The organism is Neofamilia massiliensis, assembly GCF_001299475.1.
GTDB lineage: Bacteria > Bacillota > Clostridia > Tissierellales > Peptoniphilaceae > Neofamilia > Neofamilia massiliensis.
In genome coordinates, this window is record NZ_CYUJ01000002.1 from 250340 (window position 1) to 271961 (window position 21622).

Sequence of the window (21622 nt, forward strand, 5' to 3'; positions counted from 1 at the left end):
AAATTTTAGCCAATGGGTTATAATATAGGCGAAGAAAATGTTTTACTAATATATAAGATTAATGGAGGAAAAAATGGACAAAACAAAATTTAGGTTAGAACATGACTCTATTGGAGAAATGGAAGTTCCAAAGGATGCTTATTATGGAGTTCATGCCCTTAGAGGAAAAAACAACTTCCCAATAACTGGAGCCCACATGGACTCTTATATGATTAGGGGAGCAGCAGAAGTTAAAAAAGCAGCAGCTCTTACAAATGCAGCAGTTGGAAGAATGGACGAAAAAATTGCAAAGGCAATTGCAGAAGCTGCTGACAAAGTTATTACAGGTGACTATGACGACCAATTTATAGTTGACCCTGTTCAAGGTGGAGCTGGAACATCTTTTAACATGAACACAAACGAAGTTATTGCCAACCTTGCCATAGAAATTCTTGGCGGAGAAAAAGGCGACTATTCTCTTGTTCATCCTAATGACCATGTAAACTTTGGCCAATCAACTAACGACTCCCTTCCATCAGCTGGAAAAATTGCAATCCTAAGACACTTAATAGACGTTGAAGAAGAAGGTAGAAAACTAGTTGACGCCTTAGACAAAAAATCCAAAGAATTTGATTCTTATATAAAAATGGGTAGGACCCACTTACAAGACGCTGTTCCAATTAGACTTGGCCAAGAATTTGCTGCCTACAGAGATGCAGTAAAGAGAAATGTTGACCTTATTGAATCAGCAATTGCTGCAATGAGCGTAATGAACATGGGAGCAACTGCAGTTGGAACTGGCCTTAACGCCGACCAAAACTATGTAAAACAAGTTGTTCCAAAGCTTGCTGAAGTAACTGGACTTGACCTTGTTCAAACTGACAACCTAGTTGACGGAACTCAAGGAACAGACTCCTATGTTTATGTTTCTGGAATTTTAAAGGCCCTTGCCATGGCACTTTCAAAAATGTGCAACGACCTAAGACTTATGGCATCAGGACCAAGAACTGGCCTTGGAGAAATTAATCTTCCAGCCAAACAAGCAGGATCTTCAATTATGCCAGGTAAGGTAAACCCAGTTATAGCTGAAGTTACTAACCAAACAGCCTTCTTAGTAGCAGGAAATGATTTGACAATCACAATGGCTATGGAAGCTGCCCAATTTGAACTTAATGTAATGGAACCAGTTTTATTCTACAAGATGTTTGAATCCTTAAAGGCTTTAAGAGGAGCTATGTACACTTTAAGAGTTAACCTAGTTGAAGGCCTAGAAGCAAATGTTGAAAGAATGGAACATTTAGTAGAAAATTCTGTTGGAGTAATTACAGCAATTGTTCCTCACGTTGGCTACGAAAACGCAGCTAATATTGCTAAGAAGGCAATTAAAACTGGCAGACCAGTAAGAGAACTTGCCCTTGAATCTGGATTATTATCAGAAGAAGATTTAAATAAGATTCTTGACCCAATGGGAATGACTGAACCAGGAATTTCAGCAGCAGAATTATTAAACAAATAAAGATTTAAAATCAAGCCTAGGAGCCTTTGAGCTTTTAGGCTTTTTTTATTTTATAAAATTTTAACTCTTTTGCAACTTTTTTGCTTTAGAATAATATATAATTAAAACATGAAAAAGATTATTTTAAGCTTGTTGGTTCTGATGTTTATTTTAACAGGATGTTCAAAGACAAGGGTCATTGACTTTGATGAGAGCGGAGATTTAAAAGTCCAAGTCCTTGGGACAGATAAAACTTTTGGAGAGAAAATCCAAATTACAACTAAGGACCAGGATTTTAAAATTGATGTTAAAGGAATGAATCCTTGGAAAATAGAAATTTGTAATATAGATGGCGGCGATTTAGAACTTGCCATTGGCGTCTACAAGGAAAGTCCCCACCACAGAGAAAAGGCCAAAAGAGTTTTTCTCTACAACATCGACTATAAAAAGAAAAGACTCCAGCCGAAAATTAGAATTTCAAGGCTTAACAATCCTCTAGAAGATTTTATCATGAAAGACATTGACGAAAACGGCCAGGACAATATTATCGCCTTAGAAAAATTAAAAGACGGAACTTATCAGCTGGCGGCTTACAAGTGGACCAATTTTTCCTTTGACAGGCCCTACACCAGCGAAAATTTTTTAGAAAAAATAATCTTTTTAGACAAAGACGGAAGAATACAAATAGGAGAAGAAGAAAAAAACCTATACTTACAAGGAGGTCAAATACTATGGAAGTAAAGAAAAAATTAGCCCTAAGTCTTAGTTTACTTTTGCTTTTAGGATCTTTTACAGCTTGTAAAAAAATCGATGACCAAACAAGTACAAAAGAACCTAAAGAAGCAGAAACAGAAGTAAGCCAAGAAATAGAAGAAGAAGAAAAAGAAAAAGAAGATCCGCTAAAGGCCTATGCCTTTGCAGACACAAGTTTTTTAGATGCCTATAAGAAAGACTTAGTTGACGTAAATTTAAGCATGGAAAATTATAAGGCAAATATTTCCTCTTATAAAGTTGCAGACGATCTTTCCAACATAGAAAATATTTCCTATTTTGGAAACTTTACTGAAGGCCAAAAAAAGGCCCTAGTTGAAAACGCCTTTATGATTAGTCCGACCCTAACAAACTCTTATACTTGGGAAGGAAACACAAGTGTTGAATTTCAATATGACCAAATCCATCAAATTTACGAAAACAACGAATACAAAAACATACCGAGTTTTATAACTTCAGACTCTCTTACTCACATCTTCCACATTTTTTATGATAACTTTTTAAGAGAGTTAGAAAAAAATGAACTTTATCCAAAGGCCCAAAACTTGGCCCAAGGACTTTATGACAAGTGCTTAGAAAACTATGAGATGGTTACAGATGAAGAAGTTAAAGAAGCAGCCAAGAAAAATTTAGCCTTTGCAGGAGTTTTAGGAAATCTTGTGGGCTTAGACTTAAATATTCCAGAAGAAGTTAAGGACCTAGTTGATACTGAGCTTAAAAACATTGAAAGCCAAGCTCCTGGCAAATCAGAAATCACAGGCTCAGACCTAGACTATTCACAATTAATTCCAAGAGGCCACTACACAAGAGAAGAGACTTTAGAAAAATACTTTAAATTCACCATGTATGCAGGCCAAGGAGCTTTCTTTGCACAAAGCGGTGGTGCAATTAATAAAGAGGGTCTAATCCAATCCTTTATGCTAACTGATACAATCTTTTCAAATGAAGAATTGTATAAGGCTTGGTCAGACTTAGTTGACCCAATAGACTTTTTAGTAGAAAGTACAGACGATTTATCCATTAGAGAGTATGCAAGAATTTTCTATTCAGTTTATGGTAGAGACGTCGACCTTAATGACCTTGCTGACGACGAAAAAATCCAAGTTGCCTTTGAACTAATTAATAGAGAAGAGCCACCAAAAATTGCAGGCTTTTTAGGTTACTCCTTTAGATTAATTCCACAAAGGGCAGTTATAGATACAGCTCTAATGCAAAATGTTGTAGACATTAAAGGACCTGGTCATCCATCAGACAGACCAATTTATCAAGGCCTTGATTTAATGACCGCCTTTGGCAGTAAAAAAGCAAAAGAGATCCAAGATGCTGATCCATACAACAGCTATTGGGACAAGTACGAGGAAAGAACAGCAGATAACATAAAGGCAGTTGAAGAAATGGCAGACTCTGATTGGAACAAAAACCTTTATAGGGGCTGGCTATGGATGTTATCTTCCTATAAAAATGAATATGGCGAAGGCTATCCATCCTTTATGACCAACTCAGCCTGGCAGTTAAAAGACTTAGTTTCTGCTCTAGGTTCTTATACAGAATTAAAACACGATACAGTTCTCTATGGCAAGTCAGCCATGGCAGAAATGGGCGGCGGTGGACCAGTAGAAATTCCTAAGGGCTATGTAGAACCAAATATAGAACTCTTAGACAAATTAACCTGGCTATTAGAATTTACAAAAATTAATTTAAAGCACAGGGACATGTTAAATGAAGAAACAGAATTTAAGCTAGAAGACTTTGAAGACATGGTAGTAGACCTAAGGGCCATAGCCAAAAAAGAATTAGAAAACATTCCACTTTCTGAAGAAGATTTTAAGAGAATAAATTATATCGGCGGGGAAATGGAAGGCATTATGCTAAAATTTGCCCAAGGAGAGGAATATGGCCTAAGATATTGGTATGAAATTGAAAATCCAACTGACAGAAGGATGCCAGTAGTTGTTGACCTAATGAGAGTTGTTGAAAACACAACTGGCCTAGAAGAAGGAAAAATTTCCCAACTAGGAACAGGCAGGCCAGCAGAAATTTATGTAGTCTACCCACACGAAGGCAAACTTTATATGGGTAGAGGAGGAGTCTTCTCCTACTACGAATTTTTATCTGACCAAAGAATGACAGACGAACAGTGGCAAGGACAACTTTTGAAAAACGAAGAAGGCGAATTGCCATATTGGTACAAGGATATAATCCAAGAACCAAAAGAAGACTTTGAAGGAAATCTAGAAGGCTTTGAATGGTAAAATAAATTATAAGCAGCTTGTTAAAAAGACAGGCTGCTTTTTTTGGTATGACGGGCATGTTCTAATGCTGGGGTGCAAATCCCTACAGAGCGTAGTTACCGACGAATCTAATAGCGACTTGCAAGTTTTAGATGGCGACATCTAGGAGAGAAGAACGGGTAGCGAAATCGTGGCTTGACGAACAGGAATAGAATACAAGGCGTAAAAGGTGGCCAAGCTAGCCGAAGATAGCTTTTCTTGTTCTTTAAGATCTTTTTCATTTTCTAAAAGATCTCGGTACATTTTAATTTGATTTTTTAATTCTGTTTCTATATTTATTCCATCTTTTTCTATCTCATTAACGGTATCTTTTAAAGGTAGAGTTTGTATTCTATTTTCTTCTAAAGCATAAGCTGTATTTGAAAGTAGAAAAATACATGCCAATAAAGTGCAAACAAAATTTTTTAGATTCATAAGATTCCTCCTCATGCAAGCATATAAAATAACTATAACAAATATAACATACATATGATAATATATATGTTATAAAGTTGACAATAAGGAGTTTAAATGAAAAAGAAATTTTTTTTTAAAATAGTTACAATTATAGTAGTTATTTTTTTTGCAATATGTGTTTTAGACAATAGTCGGAAATATAATATTGTGAATGAAATAGAAGAAAAATATGGAATACAGTTTACTAGTGCTAGAATTTTAGAAGAAAGAAAGAGTGATGTAGGTTGGTATGGTGAGCAGCAAAAATTTATTTGTGTATGTAGTAGAGAACTAAGTACGTCATTTTATTATAGAGATCTCGGATTGGAACAAAAACAAAGAATAACTGAAATAGAGAAATCTTTAAACGTAAAACATAGTATAGATTTTAACGATATAGAGGGGTATAAGTTTTTTAAATTTAGTAAACCTGCTTTTGGTTTTGAAAAAACAGAGGATCATATATATGTATTATTTGATTTAGACAAACCTTTAAAAACTTATGTAATAGAAGACTTAAATGTTATTTCTAAGTAAAAATATATAAATTCTAAGATTGTTTGTTTTATTAATGAGAAGTCTAATTGTAAACGAGTATTTCTGACGTATATACCAAATGCGTTCTCTTATTTTTGTACGAAGTGCCGACGGAAGTCATTAAAAGCTTTGTTCTTAAAAACCCCGACAAATAGGAGAACACCTATAGTTGCCTAGATGTGTAAAATATATTAAAATTTGAAAAAATCTAACATATTGATATAATTAGATAAAATACTACGGAGGGAGAAATGATTAATAAAATAATAAAAAAGTCTAGGAAATATATTATATTACAAATATTTTTCTCTATACTATCGACTTTAGCCATAGCAATAATCCCTATATTACATAAAAGTTTAATAGACGATGTGATTCCGCAATTCTCGTTTATTTATTTGAAAAAAATATTTACATATTATTTGCTTGCAATTTTATCTTATTTATTATTTACTTTCTTGTCAGAAAAATTTGTTTGGCGTACAGCTATAGACTTTGAAAATCGAATGCAAAAGATAGTTTTTTCGAGATTTACAGACTTAAGTTATGATAAATATTCTAGTAAAAAGACAGAAGAATATTATGCAATATTGACCAAAAATATTACACAAATCGAACAAGATTATTTGACGCCTAAAATTTCTTTGTTTAAATCATTGTTTTCAATTTTAATATATGGAACAATAACATTTGTTTATAATAGATTGATATTTTTTATCATCGTAACATTATCTGTAGCTGTTGTATTTATTCCAAAAATCTTTAAAGGAAAACTTAAATCATCTGCATCTATATATATTAAGCAAAATGAAAAGTATGCTAATATAGTCAATGAATTGTTAAGAGCTTTTGATATGATTGATTCTAAAGTAAAAAAGTCTTTTAATAAAAAATTTTCAGATGAGACAACTTTATTAAGTAAGAAAAGATTAGCTTATGGATCAGTTAAAATAGTTAGTAATCTGCTATCAGGTGGTTTAATAATGATTCTGGAAATGCTTGTATTAATTATTTCAGTATATTTTTCTATGATAAATATTATTAGTATAGGTGAAGTAGTGATGTTCTTTTCGTATTCTAAGTCATTTACAGATCCTTTAACAGAAATTTTATATTGCATTAATGCTATTAATAGTACAGAAGATATCAGAAAAGACCTAAATGAATTTCTTAATCAAGAGTATCCTGATGACAATACGATTGATTTGTTCATTAATAAAAGATTAATTTTGGACAATGTTGAAGTTGTTTATCCAGAAAAGAAATATATTTATAACTGCGAATTTAGAGAAGGTGGTAAATATATTATTTTTGGAGAGAGCGGATCAGGTAAATCTACATTATTGAAATTATTAGCTGGAAAGATATCTAATAATGTAAAGATCACTCCAGATTTTAATTATTCGAATGATGAAATTTCATATTTATCTCAAGAACAAATAATCTTTTCGGATGATTTTTATAATAATGTAACATTGTATGGTGCATATAATTATAATAATATATTTTCAGATTGCAATTATGAAGATAAATACAGCAACAGAGAAGATGTATCATTAATGAGTGGTGGAGAGAAACAGTATATAAAAATAATAAGAAGCTTAATACAGAACAAAAAATTACTATTACTAGATGAACCAACTACAGGGATGGATGACACGACAGCAAAAAAGATAATGGAATCTTTATCCAAGTCAAGAAATACTATTATTGTAGTTACACATAACACTTCAATAATTAATAAAGATAAATGGTGCTTTTTGAATATCGATGAGGTGAGGAAAATAGTATGAAGGACTATCAATTATCAAAATCATTAGCGTGGCAAAAGTTGAAAAGTATGATTTAGTATATGTTTTAGATATTATAAGTGGAGATTTTTTTAAAATTAGAAAGTGGTTATGGGAAATTTAATTATGAAAAAGATAATCTTATAATTATTTCCTATATAGAAAATAATTTTGATAATAAAGATGAAAAATAAAGATTAAAAATTATATTCAAGCAGCTTGTTAAAAAGACAGGCTGCTTTTCTTTTCTTAACCCATTTATTCCTCATAAAAATTGAAAGATCTATGAATTAAGGGGGTGGGCTATTTATTTATTTTATAAAATATTGTATTATTATATAATAGGATTAAATTTTTGATTGAAAAAGTTATAGATTATGTAAGGAGTGATCTGATGAGAATAAAAGATTTGTTTAGAGACTATGAAAGTTTTTTAGACAAGGAGATAGAAGTTAATGGTTGGATTAGAAAATCCAGAGAGTCAAAGAATATTGGTTTTTTAGAAATCAATGATGGAAGTTTTTTTGATACTCTTCAAGTTGTTGTGGACGGAGATTTGGAAAATTTTAAGGAAGTTTTTCAACTTGGTCTGTCAGCTGCTGTTAGTGTTAGGGGAAAACTTGTTAAGGCCCAAGGTGGCAAGCAAAAGTTTGAGCTTGTTGCTGAGGAGATAAAGGTTCTTCACGATTCTGCCAAGGACTATCCTCTACAAAACAAGAGACACACTTTAGAGTTTTTAAGGACTATGCCTTCTCTAAGACAAAGAACTAATATTTATAACGCAACTTTTAGGGTTCGTTCTGAGCTGGCCTTTGCTATTCACAAGTTCTTTAATGAAAGAGGCTTCGTCTATGTTCACACCCCTCTTATTACTGCATCTGATGCTGAAGGTGCTGGTGAAATGTTTAGGGTTACTACTATGGACTTAGACAATCCTATTAAGGGAGATGATGGCAAGGTAGATTCTTCTAAGGACTTTTTTGGTGCTGAATCTCACCTAACTGTTTCTGGCCAACTTGAGCTTGAAGGTTTTGCTATGGCCTATGACAAGGTCTATACCTTTGGACCAACTTTCAGGGCAGAAAATTCTAATACTCCAAGACACGCAGCTGAGTTTTGGATGATTGAGCCTGAAATTGCCTTTGGCGACAACAATGCCAACATGGACCTAGCTGAAGACATGGTTAAATACATTATTAAATATGTTATGGAATCTCTGCCTGAAGAAATTAATTTCTTTAATAGCTTTGTAGACAAGGGACTTATTGATAGGCTTAACAATGTTGTTAATGCTGAATTTAAAAGAGTTCCTTATACTGAAGCCATTGAAATTTTAGAAAAAGCCGACGCCAACTTTAAATATCCTGTGTCTTGGGGAGTTGATTTACAAACTGAGCATGAAAGATATTTGACTGAAGAAGTCTTTAAGGGACCGATTTTTGTTACTGACTATCCAAAGGACATCAAGTCTTTCTATATGAAATTAAATGACGACGGCAAAACTGTTGCTGCTATGGACTTACTTGTTCCTGGCATTGGCGAACTTATTGGCGGATCTCAAAGGGAAGACGACGAAGAGAAACTTCTAAAGATGATGGAAGAAAAGGGAATTAAGGCTGAAGACTACAAGTGGTACACTGACCTTAGAAGGTTTGGTGGAGTTGTTCACTCTGGCTATGGTCTTGGTTTTGAAAGAATGGTTATGTATATGACTGGCATGAAAAACATTAGAGACGTTATCCCTTATCCAAGAACTGTAAACTCAATGTCTAAGGACAAGTAGGACAGAAGAAAGCGAGCTTATAGATGACTATTACAAGAGAAAAAATGGACGAACTGGCCTTACTTTATCAGTTTAAACTTTCTGATGAGGAGAAAGACCTCTTAGAAAAAGATTTTGAACTTTTAGAAGATGATTTAAGGCTTTTAGAAGAAATAGATACTGACGGCGTTGAGCCAATGATTTATCCCTTTGAAGATGAAACTTCTTATTTAAGAGATGATGAAGAGATAAAAACCCTAGACCTAGATGAAGTTTTAGAAAATGCTCCAACTAGGAAGAACTCATACTTTGTCGTTCCAAAGGTGGTGGACTAAAATGGACTTAAGAGAGAAACTTTTACAAAGCCAAGAAAGATTAAACGCTGTTGTTACAATAATTGACAAAGAAGAAAGCATTGGTGGACCACTTAAAGACATTCCAGTTGCTATAAAAGATAATTATTCGACAAAAGGAGTTTTAACAACTGGCGGATCTGAAATTCTAGACAACTATGTCCCAGTTTATGATGCAGTTTTAGTTGAAAGATTAAAAGCTGCTGGAGCAGACTTAGTTTGCAAGACGACCTTAGATGAACTAGGCATGGGTGGAACTGGAACTAACTTTAAAAAGGGACCAAGCAAAAACCCTTATGATCCTGAAAGAATTACTGGTGGATCCTCAGCTGGGTCAGCGGCCTTAGTTGGCGCCCACCTTCTTGACTACGCTTTAGGAACAGACACTGGCGACTCTATTAGAAAGCCAGCTGCCTATTGTGGTTGTATCGGTTTTAAACCGACCTATGGCCTACTACCAAGATATGGAATTATTCCCTACGCTTCGTCTCTAGATCATGCAGGATTTTTAACTAGGACAGTTGACCAAAGTGCCTTACTTTTATCTGTCTTAGCTGGTAGAGATGACAGGGACCTAACATCTTTAAAGGTAGAAAAAGAAGATTACACAAAGATAGATGAAAGTCTAGAAGGCAAGGTCTTTGGAGTAATTGAAGAAATTTTAGATGCAAAATCTGATGACCTATACAAAGAAAAATATTTAGAACTTTTAAGAAGACTAGAAGAAAAAGGAGCTGAAATTAAATATCTGTCAATAGATAGAAAACTTTTAGCTACCATTCTTCCAGTTTATAATATGATTGCCAACTGTGAAGCCACAGCCAACCACTCAAACCTTGACGGCGTTCGTTTTGGCCACAGAGTTGACGGAGCCAGCCTAAGTGATTTAATGATAAACTCAAGGACTAGAGGCTTTGGATCTCTACTAAAGAGAAGATTTGTCATTGGCGCCTATGGATTAGACGACGCCCACCAAGAAGATCTTTTTAGAAAGGCCCAAAGGGTGAGAAGACTTTTAGTTGAAGAATATAAAAAAGGCCTAGATCTTTGTGATGCAATAATTTTGCCAACAACAGATTCTATTGCTCCAAAGATTGCTGATTTAGGACCAGTAAAAGTTGACAGCGACAGAGAACTTATGGACTCACATTTAATTTTAGCAAACCTTGCTGGCAATCCATCTCTTTCATTGCCGCTTGGTTTTGAAGATGGGATGCCTATTTCTGTAAATCTTTCTGCCAAGGCCCTTGATGAAAAAAATCTTCTAGGACTTGCCAAGGGAGTGGAAAAATTAATTGACTTTGCAAGTGAAGAAAAGGAGGTAAACCCATGGCTTATTTAGTAACAATTGGTATTGAAATCCACGTAGAACTAAAGACTAAGTCTAAGATGTTTTCTCCTGGCAGGGTAGACTTTGACGCCGACCCTAATCTAAATGTAAATGAAATTGACCTGGCCCTTCCTGGCACTCTTCCTTCTATAAACAAGGAAGCAGTGAAGATGGCACTAAAAGTTTGTTTCGGCCTAAATATGGACGTGGACCCACTTTTAAAATTTGATAGAAAAAATTATTTCTACTCAGACCTGCCAAAGGGCTTCCAAATTACCCAACAATTCCATCCAATAGGATCTAAAGGTAAGTTAGTTTTATCTGACAATTCAGTAGTTGGAATTACTAGACTCCACATGGAAGAAGACACTGCTAAGCAACTCCACCTAGGAGATGAAACCCTAATTGACTTTAACAGGGCAGGAGTTCCCCTAATTGAAATTGTTTCTGAACCTGAAATCCACTCAGGCAAACAGGCAGCAGACTATGTAAGCACCCTTCGCCAACTTTTACTTTACTTAGGTGTAACAGATGGTAAAATGGAAGAAGGATCAATGAGATGCGACGTAAACATTTCTATTTCAAAAGAAGAGGGAGTTTTTGGAACCAAGGTAGAAATTAAAAACCTAAACTCAATTGCCAACGTCCAAAAGGCCATTGACTATGAAATAAAAAGACAAGAAGAAGTTTTAGAAGCTGGCGGGGAAATTGTTCAAGAGACCAGAAGGTTTGATGAACCAAGTCAGACTACAGTGTCAATGAGAAAGAAAGAAGGGGCAGTAGACTACAGGTACTTCCCAGAACCAAATATTGTGCCAATAAGACTAGCTCAAGATTTTTTAGACTCAGTTAAAGATTCGATGATAGAACTTCCTCAAGAAAGACTAGACAGGTACAAGAAAAATATTTCTGAAGATGACGCAAGAATTTTAGTTGCCAACATGGAAGCAGGAGACTTCTTTGATAAGGTTATGGAAGACTCGAAAAATTATCAAGAAGTTGCAAACTTTGTAATAACAAATGTAACTCCTCTTGGCTTCGATGTCTTTAAGCCAAAGGAAATCGCCAGCCTAGTTGACCATCTAAAGGCAGGCAAGCTTTCATCAAAACAAGGCAAGCAGGTTTTAAAATATTTAGAAAACTCAGATGCCACTGTTGAAGAAATAATTAAAGACCACGGCCTAGTCCAAGTTTCAGACGATGGAAAAATTTTAGAAATTATAGAAAAAATCCTAGCAGACAATCCCCAAGTAATTGTCGATTACAAAAACGGCAAGGATAACTCTATAAAATTCGTCATGGGCCAAGTTATGAAAGCAACTAGAGGCCAAGCAAATCCTGCCAAGGCCATGGAACTTGCAACAAAAATTTTAAAAAGCAAATAGAGTTAATTTGTAAAGAAGATCTTTTTAGGTCTTCTTTTTTTGTTCTTGGAAAAAAATTGAAAAGATGTGAGAAAAGTTAGGGGACATTTGAAGCCCTAGCCAAAATCTCTGATTTTGTAGCAGGTCTCATGCCAAGAATTCCCAAGAAATCGACCGAAAGGGAAGATTGATTGGTAAGAATTCAACGGCCTATTCAGGTTTGTCCCCGTTCTCAGCAAGATGGTGGTCTTACCGGGGACAGACCCAAAGGGACAGTCCCCTGCATCATCTGGGGACATTGCTTCAGCTGTGTCCAAAAAGAAAGCAAACTAGTTTTTTATTGATTTCTTGTTAGTGTAAAATATTTGACAGAGAAAAACTATTATGCTAATATGAGAGGGTCTAATAAATATTAGAAAAAATAAATGTAAGGGAAAGCGGTTTAAATCCGCTGCAGCCCCCGCTACTGTAAAGACTTTGATCTTATAATAAGCCACTGAATTTTATTTTGGGAAGGCATAGGATCTTATAAGTCTAAGCCAGGAGACCTATTTATTTTTTATTGGAAAACTTTCGGTGGGAAAGCAATTCTATAATTTAGATTTTAATTTTAAAGTCTTTATTTTGCTATTCCCAAAATTTAAGGAGGCAAAATGAAGACTTTTTTTATTTATTCATCCCTAACGGGAAATACAAAAAAATTGGCTGAGGCTGTTCACAGGGATATTAGTCCTGAAAGTGAACTTTATAATGTTAAAGACCTTCCAGCAAATATTGAAAACGAAGATGGAATATTTTTTATTTTCTACTGGAATGACAAGGGAACTGCAGATAAGTTAAGCATTGATTTTATGAAAAAACTTAAAAACAAAAAAGTTATAGCTATGGGAACCCTAGGAACTTATGATAATGGTCCTTCTGCAAAGAGAATGCTAGACAGAGTTAGAGATATTTTACAAGCAGGAGATAACGAAGTTTTAGAAGAATTTTGTTGCAGGGGAAAAATTGAAGTCTCTAGGACCTTGAGAAAATTACAACTTCCTGAAGGCCACAAGCAAAGGCTAACTAGAGAGGATACTATAAGACACTTATCTTCTCACTTCCACCCCAACCAAGAAGATTTTGAAAATGCTATAAAGGCGGCAAAGAATGGTATCTCAAAAGCAGAATGATGGCAAAAAAAGAAAACTTACTATTATTTTTATTTTATTTATTTTAGCTATTGGAACTTTTGTCTTTAGTATATCAAAGGGAGCCTTGTCTTTTACAACTAAAGAAGTTTTAGGTGCCCTAAGATCAACTGAAGAAAATAATGCCAGGCTGGTTATAGTTGGACTAAGACTTTCTAGAACTATTGTAGCTGCCCTTGTTGGTATGTCACTTTCAATTAGTGGATGTATTTTGCAGGGGATAATGAGAAATCATTTGGCCTCGCCTTCGACAATTGGTGTCACTAGTGGAGCCAGCTTTGTTGGTTACTTAACCTTGGTTGTCTTTCCTAATTATTATTACCTGCTACCAGTTGGTACTATTTTAGGGGCCTTTTTGACTACCATGTTAATTTATATCTTGGCCTATGACCAGGGAGTTAAGCCCTTGATGATGATTTTAGCAGGCCTTGCTGTAAGTGCTCTTTTTGGTGCATTTAACGATCTTATTAAGGTGTTTTTTGATGAAAGGATAAAAAATGTTCAAGGATTTTTAGTTGGTGGTCTAAATGGAACTACCTGGATCCAATTTAGACTTATTATACCCTTTGCCCTTATTGGAATAATTTTTATTCCCTTTATTGCTAGTAAAATTAATATTTTATTATTAGGGGATGAAACTGCATATTCTCTAGGTGTTGATGTTGAAAAGTTTAGATTACAGCTAATTGTAATTTCTTCTCTTTTATCTGGAGCTGCAGTGGCAGTAGCAGGTTTAATAAGCTTTGTTGGCTTAATTGTTCCTCATATTGCTAGACTTCTTGTAGGATCTGATTATAAGTTTTTATTGCCAGCTTCTGCTCTACTATCAATTGTTTTTGTCCAGCTTTGTGACACCATAGGCAGGCTTATAATAATGCCAGCTGAAATGCCTGCAGGTATTATTATTTCATTTATAGGCGCCCCTTTCTTTTTATTTTTACTGAGAAAACAAAGCAAGGAGATGAGAAAATGATACTTAGCTTTAAAAATCTCACAATAAAATACGGGGACAAGCTTGTTGTAAAAGATGTTAATATCGACATACCCAAGGGAAAGATAGTCTGCTTGGTTGGTAAAAACGGAAGTGGCAAGTCTTCGATTTTAAAGACCTTAACTAATACTGTTAAAATGAAAACTGGACAAATTCTTTTGAATAATGAAGATATAAAAACTTATAATAGAAAAGACTTGGCAAAGAAACTTGCTGTTTTACCACAAATCTACGATATCCCATCTGATATTGATGTTGAAACCCTAGTAAGCTACGGCAGGTATCCTTATAAAAAATTTGGTAAAAGTTTAAGTCCCAAGGACAAGGAAATTATTGAACAAACTATTGAAAGTATGAATTTACAAAATCTAAGATACCAAAAAATAAATTCTTTATCAGGAGGAGAGAGGCAAAGGGCCAGAATAGCTATGGCAATTTGCCAACAGCCAGAAGTTTTAGTTTTAGATGAGCCTACAACATATTTAGATATATCCTATCAATTGGAAATATTGCAGTTAATTTCTGACATTAATAGAGAGATGAACATGTCTATTTTAATGGTTCTTCACGACCTAAACTTTGCAGCCAAGTATTCTGATATTATTTATGTCCTTGATAAGGCAGAAGTTTCTAATGTAGGAAGTTCAGATTTAATTATAAAAGAAGATGTTTTAAACGAGGTTTTTAATATAGATGTAGCTATTTGGGAAGACAACCCATCAAAAAAGCCTTTCTTTATACCCCTGGGGGTATTGGAAAATAAAGAAAACAAATAAATGGAGGAAAAAATGAAAAAAAGAATTGTATTATTGCTAGCTTTAATTTTGTCACTAGGACTTTTAGCTGCCTGTGACAAAAAGGAGGATGTTTCTACAAAGGAAGAAACAAATGTTGAAAGCCAAGTAGCTGAAGAAAAACAAGAGACCAAAGAAGAAAAAGCAAGTGAAGTAAAGGAAGAAAATAATTTAGGCCAAGGTTTTTATACAGAAGAAACTCTACCAAACTATGAAGCCAAGGCTGATGAGGTAGTAATTACAGATGATTCTGTTAGCTTTGTAGATGGCCTAGGTACAGAAAAGACAATAAAGAAAAACCCACAAAGAGTTGTCGGCCTATACCCTAGCCATACTATTCTTTGGTATGAATCTGGCGGTGAAATGGTAGGAAGAGTAAGTACTAAAACTTCAGAAAGCCGTATGCCAGAAGAGTCTAAAAACATAGAGATTATCGGTGATACTATGAGTTCTGATAAACTAAGTATTGAAAAAATTATGTCTGTAAACCCAGAGTTAGTTATTCTTGGCTTAGGCAGTCAAGCTGATATGATTGAAACCTTCACTGAACTTGGAGTTGAAACAATAGTCATTGATAATGAAAATCTAGATGACTATTTAAAGTGGGTTAAGGTAATTGCAAATATTAACAACAAGCCAGAAATATATGATGAGGTTTTACAAACAGTTTTAGAACCTGTAAAAGAAATCCTACTAAAGGTTCCAAGTGACAACCATCCAAAGGCACTTATGATGCAAGCCAATGACAAGGGAACCTTAGTTGCCTATTTACCTGGCACAACTGCAGGTGGAATTATGGATGACCTAAAGGGAGAAAATATTGCAGTAGGTTTAAGTGATAAGGAGCACGACCCAACTAAGGGAGTAGATAAGATAGACCTAAGCTTTGAAATTTTACTAGAAAACCAACCAGACATAATTCTATTAAAACACAGTAAGGTGGAAGAAGATTTTGATGTCATAAAAATGGTTAAGGACACCCTAGCTAGTAATCCTGTTTGGACTTCTTTAGATGCAGTTAAGGCAGATGAAATATACTCTCTACCTGTAGACTATTTTTATTACAAAGCTACGCTAAAGTATCCACAAGCCTATGAATATATGGCGAAAATTTTATATCCAGAAATATTTGGCCAACAAGAAAAAAACGATAAAAAATAGAAATACCTAAAAAAAGCATACTATATTTTTAAGTGTGCTTTTTTTATAAACTTTTAATAGGAGAATTAATGACAAAAATTGTTTATTATACAGCTGTTGATGCAAACTTAACAGTTTTCGCCCAGGCTTATAAAAAATTAAATAAGAAAGAAGTCAGCCTAAAAGTTTACCACAGAAGGTCCCTACAAAGTCAAAGGCAAATAGAAAATCTAAAAAATGACCTGAAAGATGCAGACTTTTTTCTAATTCAACTTATGGGTGGGAAAAATAGCATGAGAGACTTTGATCAAATATTAAAAGAGCTTGCTGAAAAAATCAGGGTCTATATTTATGGAACAACAGCTGAAATTGAAGAACTAAGGGAAGAATATTCTAATTTTAATGAAGTTGAAAAAACAAATATATTTAAATACTTTTATTATGGTGGCGTAGCAAATATCTACCAGCTTCTAAGATATTTAGCTAACTTAAAAAATGAAAAACAAATAGACCCTCTTCCAGCAAAAGAACTTCCTATGGCAGGTATCTACTATGAAAGTCCCAACAAGAAAAATATAGGTGGGAAGACTATAGGCATTACTTTTTATAGAAATTATTTTATAAATGGAGACTGTAAATTTGTCGATAGCCTAATAAAAAATATTGAAGAAAAAGGCCATAGGGCCAAGGCTCTATATGTTTCTACAGTAAATAATGAAGACAAGGCCAGTACAGAAGAGGTCTTAAATAAATATTTTAAAGACCAGCAAGACAAGGAAAATATTGACGTCCTAATAAATCTTCTAATGTTTTCTAATGGAAACTCTGAAAAGTTATATTTAGGAGCCTTAGACCTTCCTGTTATACAGGGAATTTTAAATACTGACAGCCTTGTAGCCTGGGAAAGTGAAAACTATGGCCTAAATCCTTCTATTCTAACTATTGGTGTAGCCCTGCCTGAAGTAGATGGGTCTATAATTAGCCTGCCTATAGCTAGCAAAGAAATTAGAAAGGACCAAGAAAGTGGAATTGATATAATTTCCTATGAGCCAATTGAAGAAAGAGTGGACAAGATAGTAGACCTTGCAAATAACTACGCCAACTTAAGATTAAAAAACAACAAAGACAAAAAACTTGCAATAATTTTTCACAATTATCCTCCAACAAACGAAAACATTGGCTGTGCCTATGGCCTAGATAGTATGGCCAGTGTGTTTAATATTTTAAAAGCTTTGGAAATTGAGGGTTATAGTATTGATAAGACCTTTGAGAATTCAGAAGAAATTATAAAGAACCTTATGGCTAGGGTAACAAATGATGAAAATTGGACTGATGATGACAAAATATCCAAAACAATAAAACTCCCCTTAAAGTCTTATAGGGAATTTTATGAGAATCTTGATGTTTCTGTTAGAAGTAAAATTGAAGACTTTTGGGGGCAGGCTCCAGGAACTTGCTTGGTGGGAGAAGATGAAGAAATATTAATTCCTGGAATTATTAATGGAAACATCTTTATTGGAATCCAACCTCAGAGAAATAATAAAATGGACACAAGTTCTACTATTCACAGTCCAGACATTCCCCTTGGCCATCACTACTATGGATACTACCAGTGGATAAAAAATGTTTTTAAGGCAGATGCCATCATTCATATTGGCAAGCATGGGTCCTTAGAGTGGTTGCCAGGCAAGGCAGTAGCCTTATCAAAATACTGTCATCCAGACCTTGCCATAGACACTTTACCAAATTTTTATCCCTATATTATAAACAATCCAGGGGAAGGAACCCAGGCCAAAAGGAGAAGTTACGCCTGTTTATTAAGCCATCTCGAGCCAGTTATGGACAAGGCCGAACTTTATGATGACTACTATGAATTAGAAAAAGCCATTGACGAGTACATTGACAATAAGAGATTTGACAGAGAAATTTCTCAAAGTCTATATGAAAAAATAAACTCCCTTATTGAATCTACAGGTCTATCAAATGACCTAGATCCTAATATAGACTTTGAAGATAAATTAAACTATATCCATTCCTACCTAGAAGAGATGAAGGATAATTTAATTGCTGATGGCCTTCATATATTTGGTCAAAGTCCACAAGGAGAGAGAAAAATCAATTTTATTAATTCCCTAATGAGAATTCCATCAAAGGACTCTAAGTCAATAAGGGAACTAATGCTAAAAAAAAGAGCTTTGGACTTAGATGATCTTCTAGAAGAAAGAAAAAATGGAGACTTAAAAGCCAAACAGGAAGCAAAAAAAACTTTAGAAGAGGTAGAAAGTGAAGCCAAGGACTTTATAAAAGCTGTACTGGAAAAGAAGGCAAATGAAAGTCTAGACGAGGATTTAGAAATCTTACAGGCCCAAGTAGAAAAAATTTCAAGGGACTTAGATGGAACTGACAATGAAATAAATAATTTAATAAGAGGCCTATCAGGATTTTTTGTTCCTCCAGGTCCTTCTGGAGCTCCAACTAGAGGACAAGTAGAAATACTCCCAACGGGAAAAAACTTTTATACAATTAATCCAAAAATTATTCCAAGTGAAAGTGCCTGGAATACTGGGGTTAAACTAGCCGAGACTCTTTTAGTCACATATAAAAGGGAAAATGATGGAGCTTATCCAGAAAGTATAGGATATGTCCTATTTGCTAGCCCTACTATAAGAAGCAAGGGAGAAGATATAGGCCAAATTTTATATCTCTTAGGCGCTAGGCCAAAATATAAAAGGGGAACAAATCTTGTGGCAGGCTTTGAAATTATCCCCCTTGAAGAATTAAAAAGGCCTAGAATAGATGTGACTATAAGAATAACTGGATTTTTTAGAGACGCTTTTATGAATCTTGTAGAATATATAGATGAGGTTATTAATGAAATTGCCCTTTTAGATGAAAGTATAGAAGATAACTTTATAAAAAAACACTTTTTAGAAGATTTAAATTTATTTTTAGACCAGGACCTAGATGGGGAAGAGGCAAAAAGAAGGTCTTTATTTAGAATTTTTTCAGCTAAGGAAGGAGCCTATGGCACTGGAGTAAATACACTAATAAATGGCAAATCTTGGGAAGAGAAAAAAACTCTAGCAGACACCTATTTAGAATATGGAGGCTATGCCTATGGAAAAAATATTTATGGCACTAAGGCAAGAGATATATTTAAAAGTAAAATCGAAAAAATTGACTTGGCTGTAAAAAATATTGACACCAAAGAAACTGATGTTTTGATTAACGATGACAACTATTCATATCTTGGTGGGATGGTAGCCGCTGCAAAAACCTATGGAAAAAGTGATTTAGAAGCCTATGTAGGTGACTCCTCTGACCCTCAAAGAGTAGAAATTAAAAATATCGCAGAGGAAACAAGATTTGTAATTAGAAGCAAGGTCCTTAATCCTAAGTGGTATGACTCCTTAAAGAGACATGGCTTTAGAGGGGCTGGAGAAATTTCTGCCCACGTAGATCATATTTTTGGCTGGGATGCAACTACTGAAATTATTGATGACTTCACCTACCAACAAATAAAGTACAAGTTTGTAGACAATGAAGACTTTGCCAAATGGATGGAAAGTGTAAATCCTTGGGCTAGACAAAATATTATAGAAAGGCTTTTAGAGGCAATTAAAAGAGGTCTTTGGCAGGCAGACGAAAAGACAAAAGATGATCTTATAAAAAAATATTTAGAGAATGAGGGAATTTTAGAAGAATAAAAGTTTAGAAGAAAGGAATTTTTATATTGATACAGATAGAAGACCTAGTAAAATCCTATGGAGATTTAAATGCAGTTGACCATCTTAATTTAGCTATAGACCAAGGAGAGTTTTTTGGACTTTTAGGACCAAATGGAGCTGGAAAAACAACCCTTATTAGAATGATGAGTGCCTTAACACCAGTTACTTCAGGGAATATTTTTATAGACGGAGTTAGGATGAATAGGGATGAGTCAGAAATAAAATCTAAAATAGGCCTGGTCCCCCAACATATAAATTTAGAACTTGAACTTACAGTTGAAGAAAACTTAAGACTCCATGGAAAATTATTTAAGATGGAAAAAGAGGTAATGAATAAGAGAATAAAAGAGCTTTTAGACTTTACCGACCTTTATGAAAAGAAAAATGTTATTGTAAAAAAACTATCTGGTGGAATGAAGAGAAAGCTTATGATAGCCAGGGCTCTAATGCACGACCCTGATGTTTTACTTTTAGACGAACCAAGTGTAGGCTTAGACGCCCTATCTAGAAGGAAGGTTTGGGACCTTCTAAAAGCCTTAAAGCAAAATGGCTTGACAGTTGTTTTAACTACTCACTATATAGAAGAAGCTGAAAAATTATGTTCCTTAGTAGGCTTTATAGACAAGGGAAAGATTGTCTCTATAGACAGTCCAGAGAACTTAATAAAACAATCTGGGGAAGTGGCCTTAGAATGTTTTGATGAACAAAATGGAACAACAGAGACCTACTTTTTCCATCAAAGACAAGAGGCCCTAGAAAAAGCCAAGTCCCTAAAATTAAACTTCAATATTAGGCCAACAAACTTAGAAGATACATTTATAATGTTGGCAAATAGAAGGGTAGGTGAATAGAATGGGAGTTTTGACAGTTCTTTGGTATGAGTTACAGCTATTTAAAAAGAAGTTTGTTAGTATTACAAGTGGATCTATGATTTCTCCACTTCTTTATCTAGTTGCCTTTGGCTGGGGGCTTGGAAGTGGTGTAGATGTCAATGGCATGTCTTATATGAATTTTGTTATTCCTGGAATTATTGGTATGACAACAATGACAGTTAGCTTTTCTACTGTTGGCAACAGTTTAAACATTTCTAGGATGTACAATAAGACCTTTGAAGAATTTATGACCTCGCCAATTAAAATTTGGGAATATGCCCTAGGAAAAATAATAGCTGGAGCTTTTAGGGGGATGTACTCAGCAGCCCTGATGATTATATTCTCTCTTTTATTTAATCCTCAGCTAAATATAAGTATATACTTTATTTTTCTTGCCCTCACAAACTGCCTAGTATTTGCTGCCCTTGGCTTTATGGTTGGAATGCTTATTGATTCCCATACTGATATGAATAAGTTTACTAGCTTTATAATAACTCCTATGTCGTTTTTGTCGGGAACATTTTTCCCTATAGATAAAATGCCTTTTGTCCTTAGAAATATTATTTACTACTTGCCCTTAGCTCAGTCGACTTCTGCATTAAGATCAAGTGTGAATTTTGGAGACAAATCCTTAACTACTCCACTAATTTTATTTGGATATTTTCTAGTATTTTTGTTTCTTAGTATAAAGCTTTGTAAAAAGGCAGAATAAACTTTTAGAAGATCTTTTAAGGTCTTCTTTTTTTGTGCTTGAAAAAATTGAAATGATGTGAGAAAAGTTAGGGGACATTTTAAGCCCT

General features: G+C 34.4%; 17 protein-coding genes and 1 riboswitch. Of the genes, 16 read left to right on the forward strand and 1 reads right to left on the reverse strand.

Annotated elements, in window-relative coordinates; all coding sequences use genetic code 11:
* The first annotated feature begins 73 nt into the window (after positions 1-73).
* The 3 genes from BN2667_RS01130 to BN2667_RS01140 all read left to right on the forward strand — a co-directional run bounded on the left by BN2667_RS01130 (position 74) and on the right by BN2667_RS01140 (position 4497).
* Positions 74-1495, forward strand: coding sequence for an aspartate ammonia-lyase (locus BN2667_RS01130; RefSeq protein ID WP_054251507.1), 1422 nt, complete (start codon positions 74-76; stop codon positions 1493-1495).
* Between the two features lie 108 nt (positions 1496-1603).
* Positions 1604-2215, forward strand: coding sequence for a membrane lipoprotein lipid attachment site-containing protein (locus tag BN2667_RS01135; protein ID WP_075967846.1), 612 nt, complete (start codon positions 1604-1606; stop codon positions 2213-2215).
* Positions 2206-4497 (forward strand): DUF3160 domain-containing protein, encoded by a 2292-nt coding sequence (locus tag BN2667_RS01140; protein WP_054251509.1) that lies wholly within the window; start codon positions 2206-2208, stop codon positions 4495-4497. Before BN2667_RS01135 ends, BN2667_RS01140 begins: the two co-directional genes overlap by 10 nt.
* A 141-nt stretch (positions 4498-4638) precedes the next feature.
* Here the strand turns inward: BN2667_RS01140 and BN2667_RS01145 are convergent, their stop codons facing one another.
* Positions 4639-4950 (reverse strand): hypothetical protein, encoded by a 312-nt coding sequence (locus BN2667_RS01145; protein ID WP_054251510.1) that lies wholly within the window; start codon positions 4948-4950, stop codon positions 4639-4641.
* A gap of 96 nt (positions 4951-5046) precedes the next feature.
* Here BN2667_RS01145 and BN2667_RS01150 point away from each other — a divergent pair, with 96 nt between their 5' ends.
* The 13 genes from BN2667_RS01150 to BN2667_RS01210 all read left to right on the forward strand — a co-directional run bounded on the left by BN2667_RS01150 (position 5047) and on the right by BN2667_RS01210 (position 21534).
* A complete protein-coding gene (locus BN2667_RS01150) occupies positions 5047-5508 on the forward strand; it encodes a hypothetical protein (protein WP_054251511.1) in 462 nt (153 codons plus the stop codon).
* 251 nt (positions 5509-5759) lie between these two features.
* Positions 5760-7301, forward strand: a complete 1542-nt coding sequence (locus BN2667_RS01155; protein ID WP_054251512.1) for an ATP-binding cassette domain-containing protein — start codon at positions 5760-5762, stop codon at positions 7299-7301.
* Positions 7302-7692: 391 nt separating this feature from the next.
* The gene (gene asnS / locus BN2667_RS01160; protein ID WP_054251513.1) at positions 7693-9081 is read left to right on the forward strand and encodes an asparagine--tRNA ligase; all 1389 of its coding nucleotides are present in this window, start codon (positions 7693-7695) and stop codon (positions 9079-9081) included.
* A 23-nt stretch (positions 9082-9104) separates the two neighbouring features.
* Positions 9105-9395 carry an Asp-tRNA(Asn)/Glu-tRNA(Gln) amidotransferase subunit GatC gene (gene gatC / locus BN2667_RS01165; protein ID WP_075967847.1) on the forward strand — a complete coding sequence of 97 codons (291 nt, stop codon included), beginning with the start codon at positions 9105-9107 and terminating at the stop codon, positions 9393-9395.
* A gap of 1 nt (position 9396) precedes the next feature.
* Positions 9397-10755: an amidase family protein gene (locus tag BN2667_RS01170; RefSeq protein ID WP_054251515.1), complete on the forward strand. Its 1359-nt coding sequence runs from the start codon at positions 9397-9399 to the stop codon at positions 10753-10755.
* Positions 10743-12128 carry an Asp-tRNA(Asn)/Glu-tRNA(Gln) amidotransferase subunit GatB gene (gatB, locus tag BN2667_RS01175; RefSeq protein WP_054251516.1) on the forward strand — a complete coding sequence of 462 codons (1386 nt, stop codon included), beginning with the start codon at positions 10743-10745 and terminating at the stop codon, positions 12126-12128. The genes BN2667_RS01170 and gatB overlap by 13 nt, the downstream gene beginning before the upstream one ends.
* Before the next feature lie 385 nt (positions 12129-12513).
* A riboswitch (cobalamin riboswitch) is annotated at positions 12514-12677 on the forward strand.
* Between the two features lie 83 nt (positions 12678-12760).
* Positions 12761-13279, forward strand: a complete 519-nt coding sequence (locus tag BN2667_RS01180) for a flavodoxin family protein (RefSeq protein ID WP_054251517.1) — start codon at positions 12761-12763, stop codon at positions 13277-13279.
* Complete coding sequence (locus BN2667_RS01185) at positions 13257-14270, forward strand: FecCD family ABC transporter permease (protein ID WP_054251518.1); 1014 nt, start codon at positions 13257-13259, stop codon at positions 14268-14270. The genes BN2667_RS01180 and BN2667_RS01185 overlap by 23 nt, the downstream gene beginning before the upstream one ends.
* Positions 14267-15064 carry an ABC transporter ATP-binding protein gene (locus tag BN2667_RS01190; protein WP_054251519.1) on the forward strand — a complete coding sequence of 266 codons (798 nt, stop codon included), beginning with the start codon at positions 14267-14269 and terminating at the stop codon, positions 15062-15064. Before BN2667_RS01185 ends, BN2667_RS01190 begins: the two co-directional genes overlap by 4 nt.
* A gap of 12 nt (positions 15065-15076) precedes the next feature.
* Entirely contained in the window at positions 15077-16243 is a 1167-nt protein-coding gene (locus BN2667_RS01195; protein ID WP_054251520.1) for an ABC transporter substrate-binding protein, read from the forward strand.
* 68 nt (positions 16244-16311) lie between these two features.
* The gene (gene cobN / locus BN2667_RS01200) at positions 16312-19929 is read left to right on the forward strand and encodes a cobaltochelatase subunit CobN (protein WP_054251521.1); all 3618 of its coding nucleotides are present in this window, start codon (positions 16312-16314) and stop codon (positions 19927-19929) included.
* 26 nt (positions 19930-19955) lie between these two features.
* The gene (locus tag BN2667_RS01205; protein ID WP_054251522.1) at positions 19956-20801 is read left to right on the forward strand and encodes an ABC transporter ATP-binding protein; all 846 of its coding nucleotides are present in this window, start codon (positions 19956-19958) and stop codon (positions 20799-20801) included.
* A 1-nt stretch (position 20802) separates the two neighbouring features.
* The gene (locus BN2667_RS01210) at positions 20803-21534 is read left to right on the forward strand and encodes an ABC transporter permease (RefSeq protein ID WP_054251523.1); all 732 of its coding nucleotides are present in this window, start codon (positions 20803-20805) and stop codon (positions 21532-21534) included.
* Positions 21535-21622 lie beyond the last annotated feature (88 nt).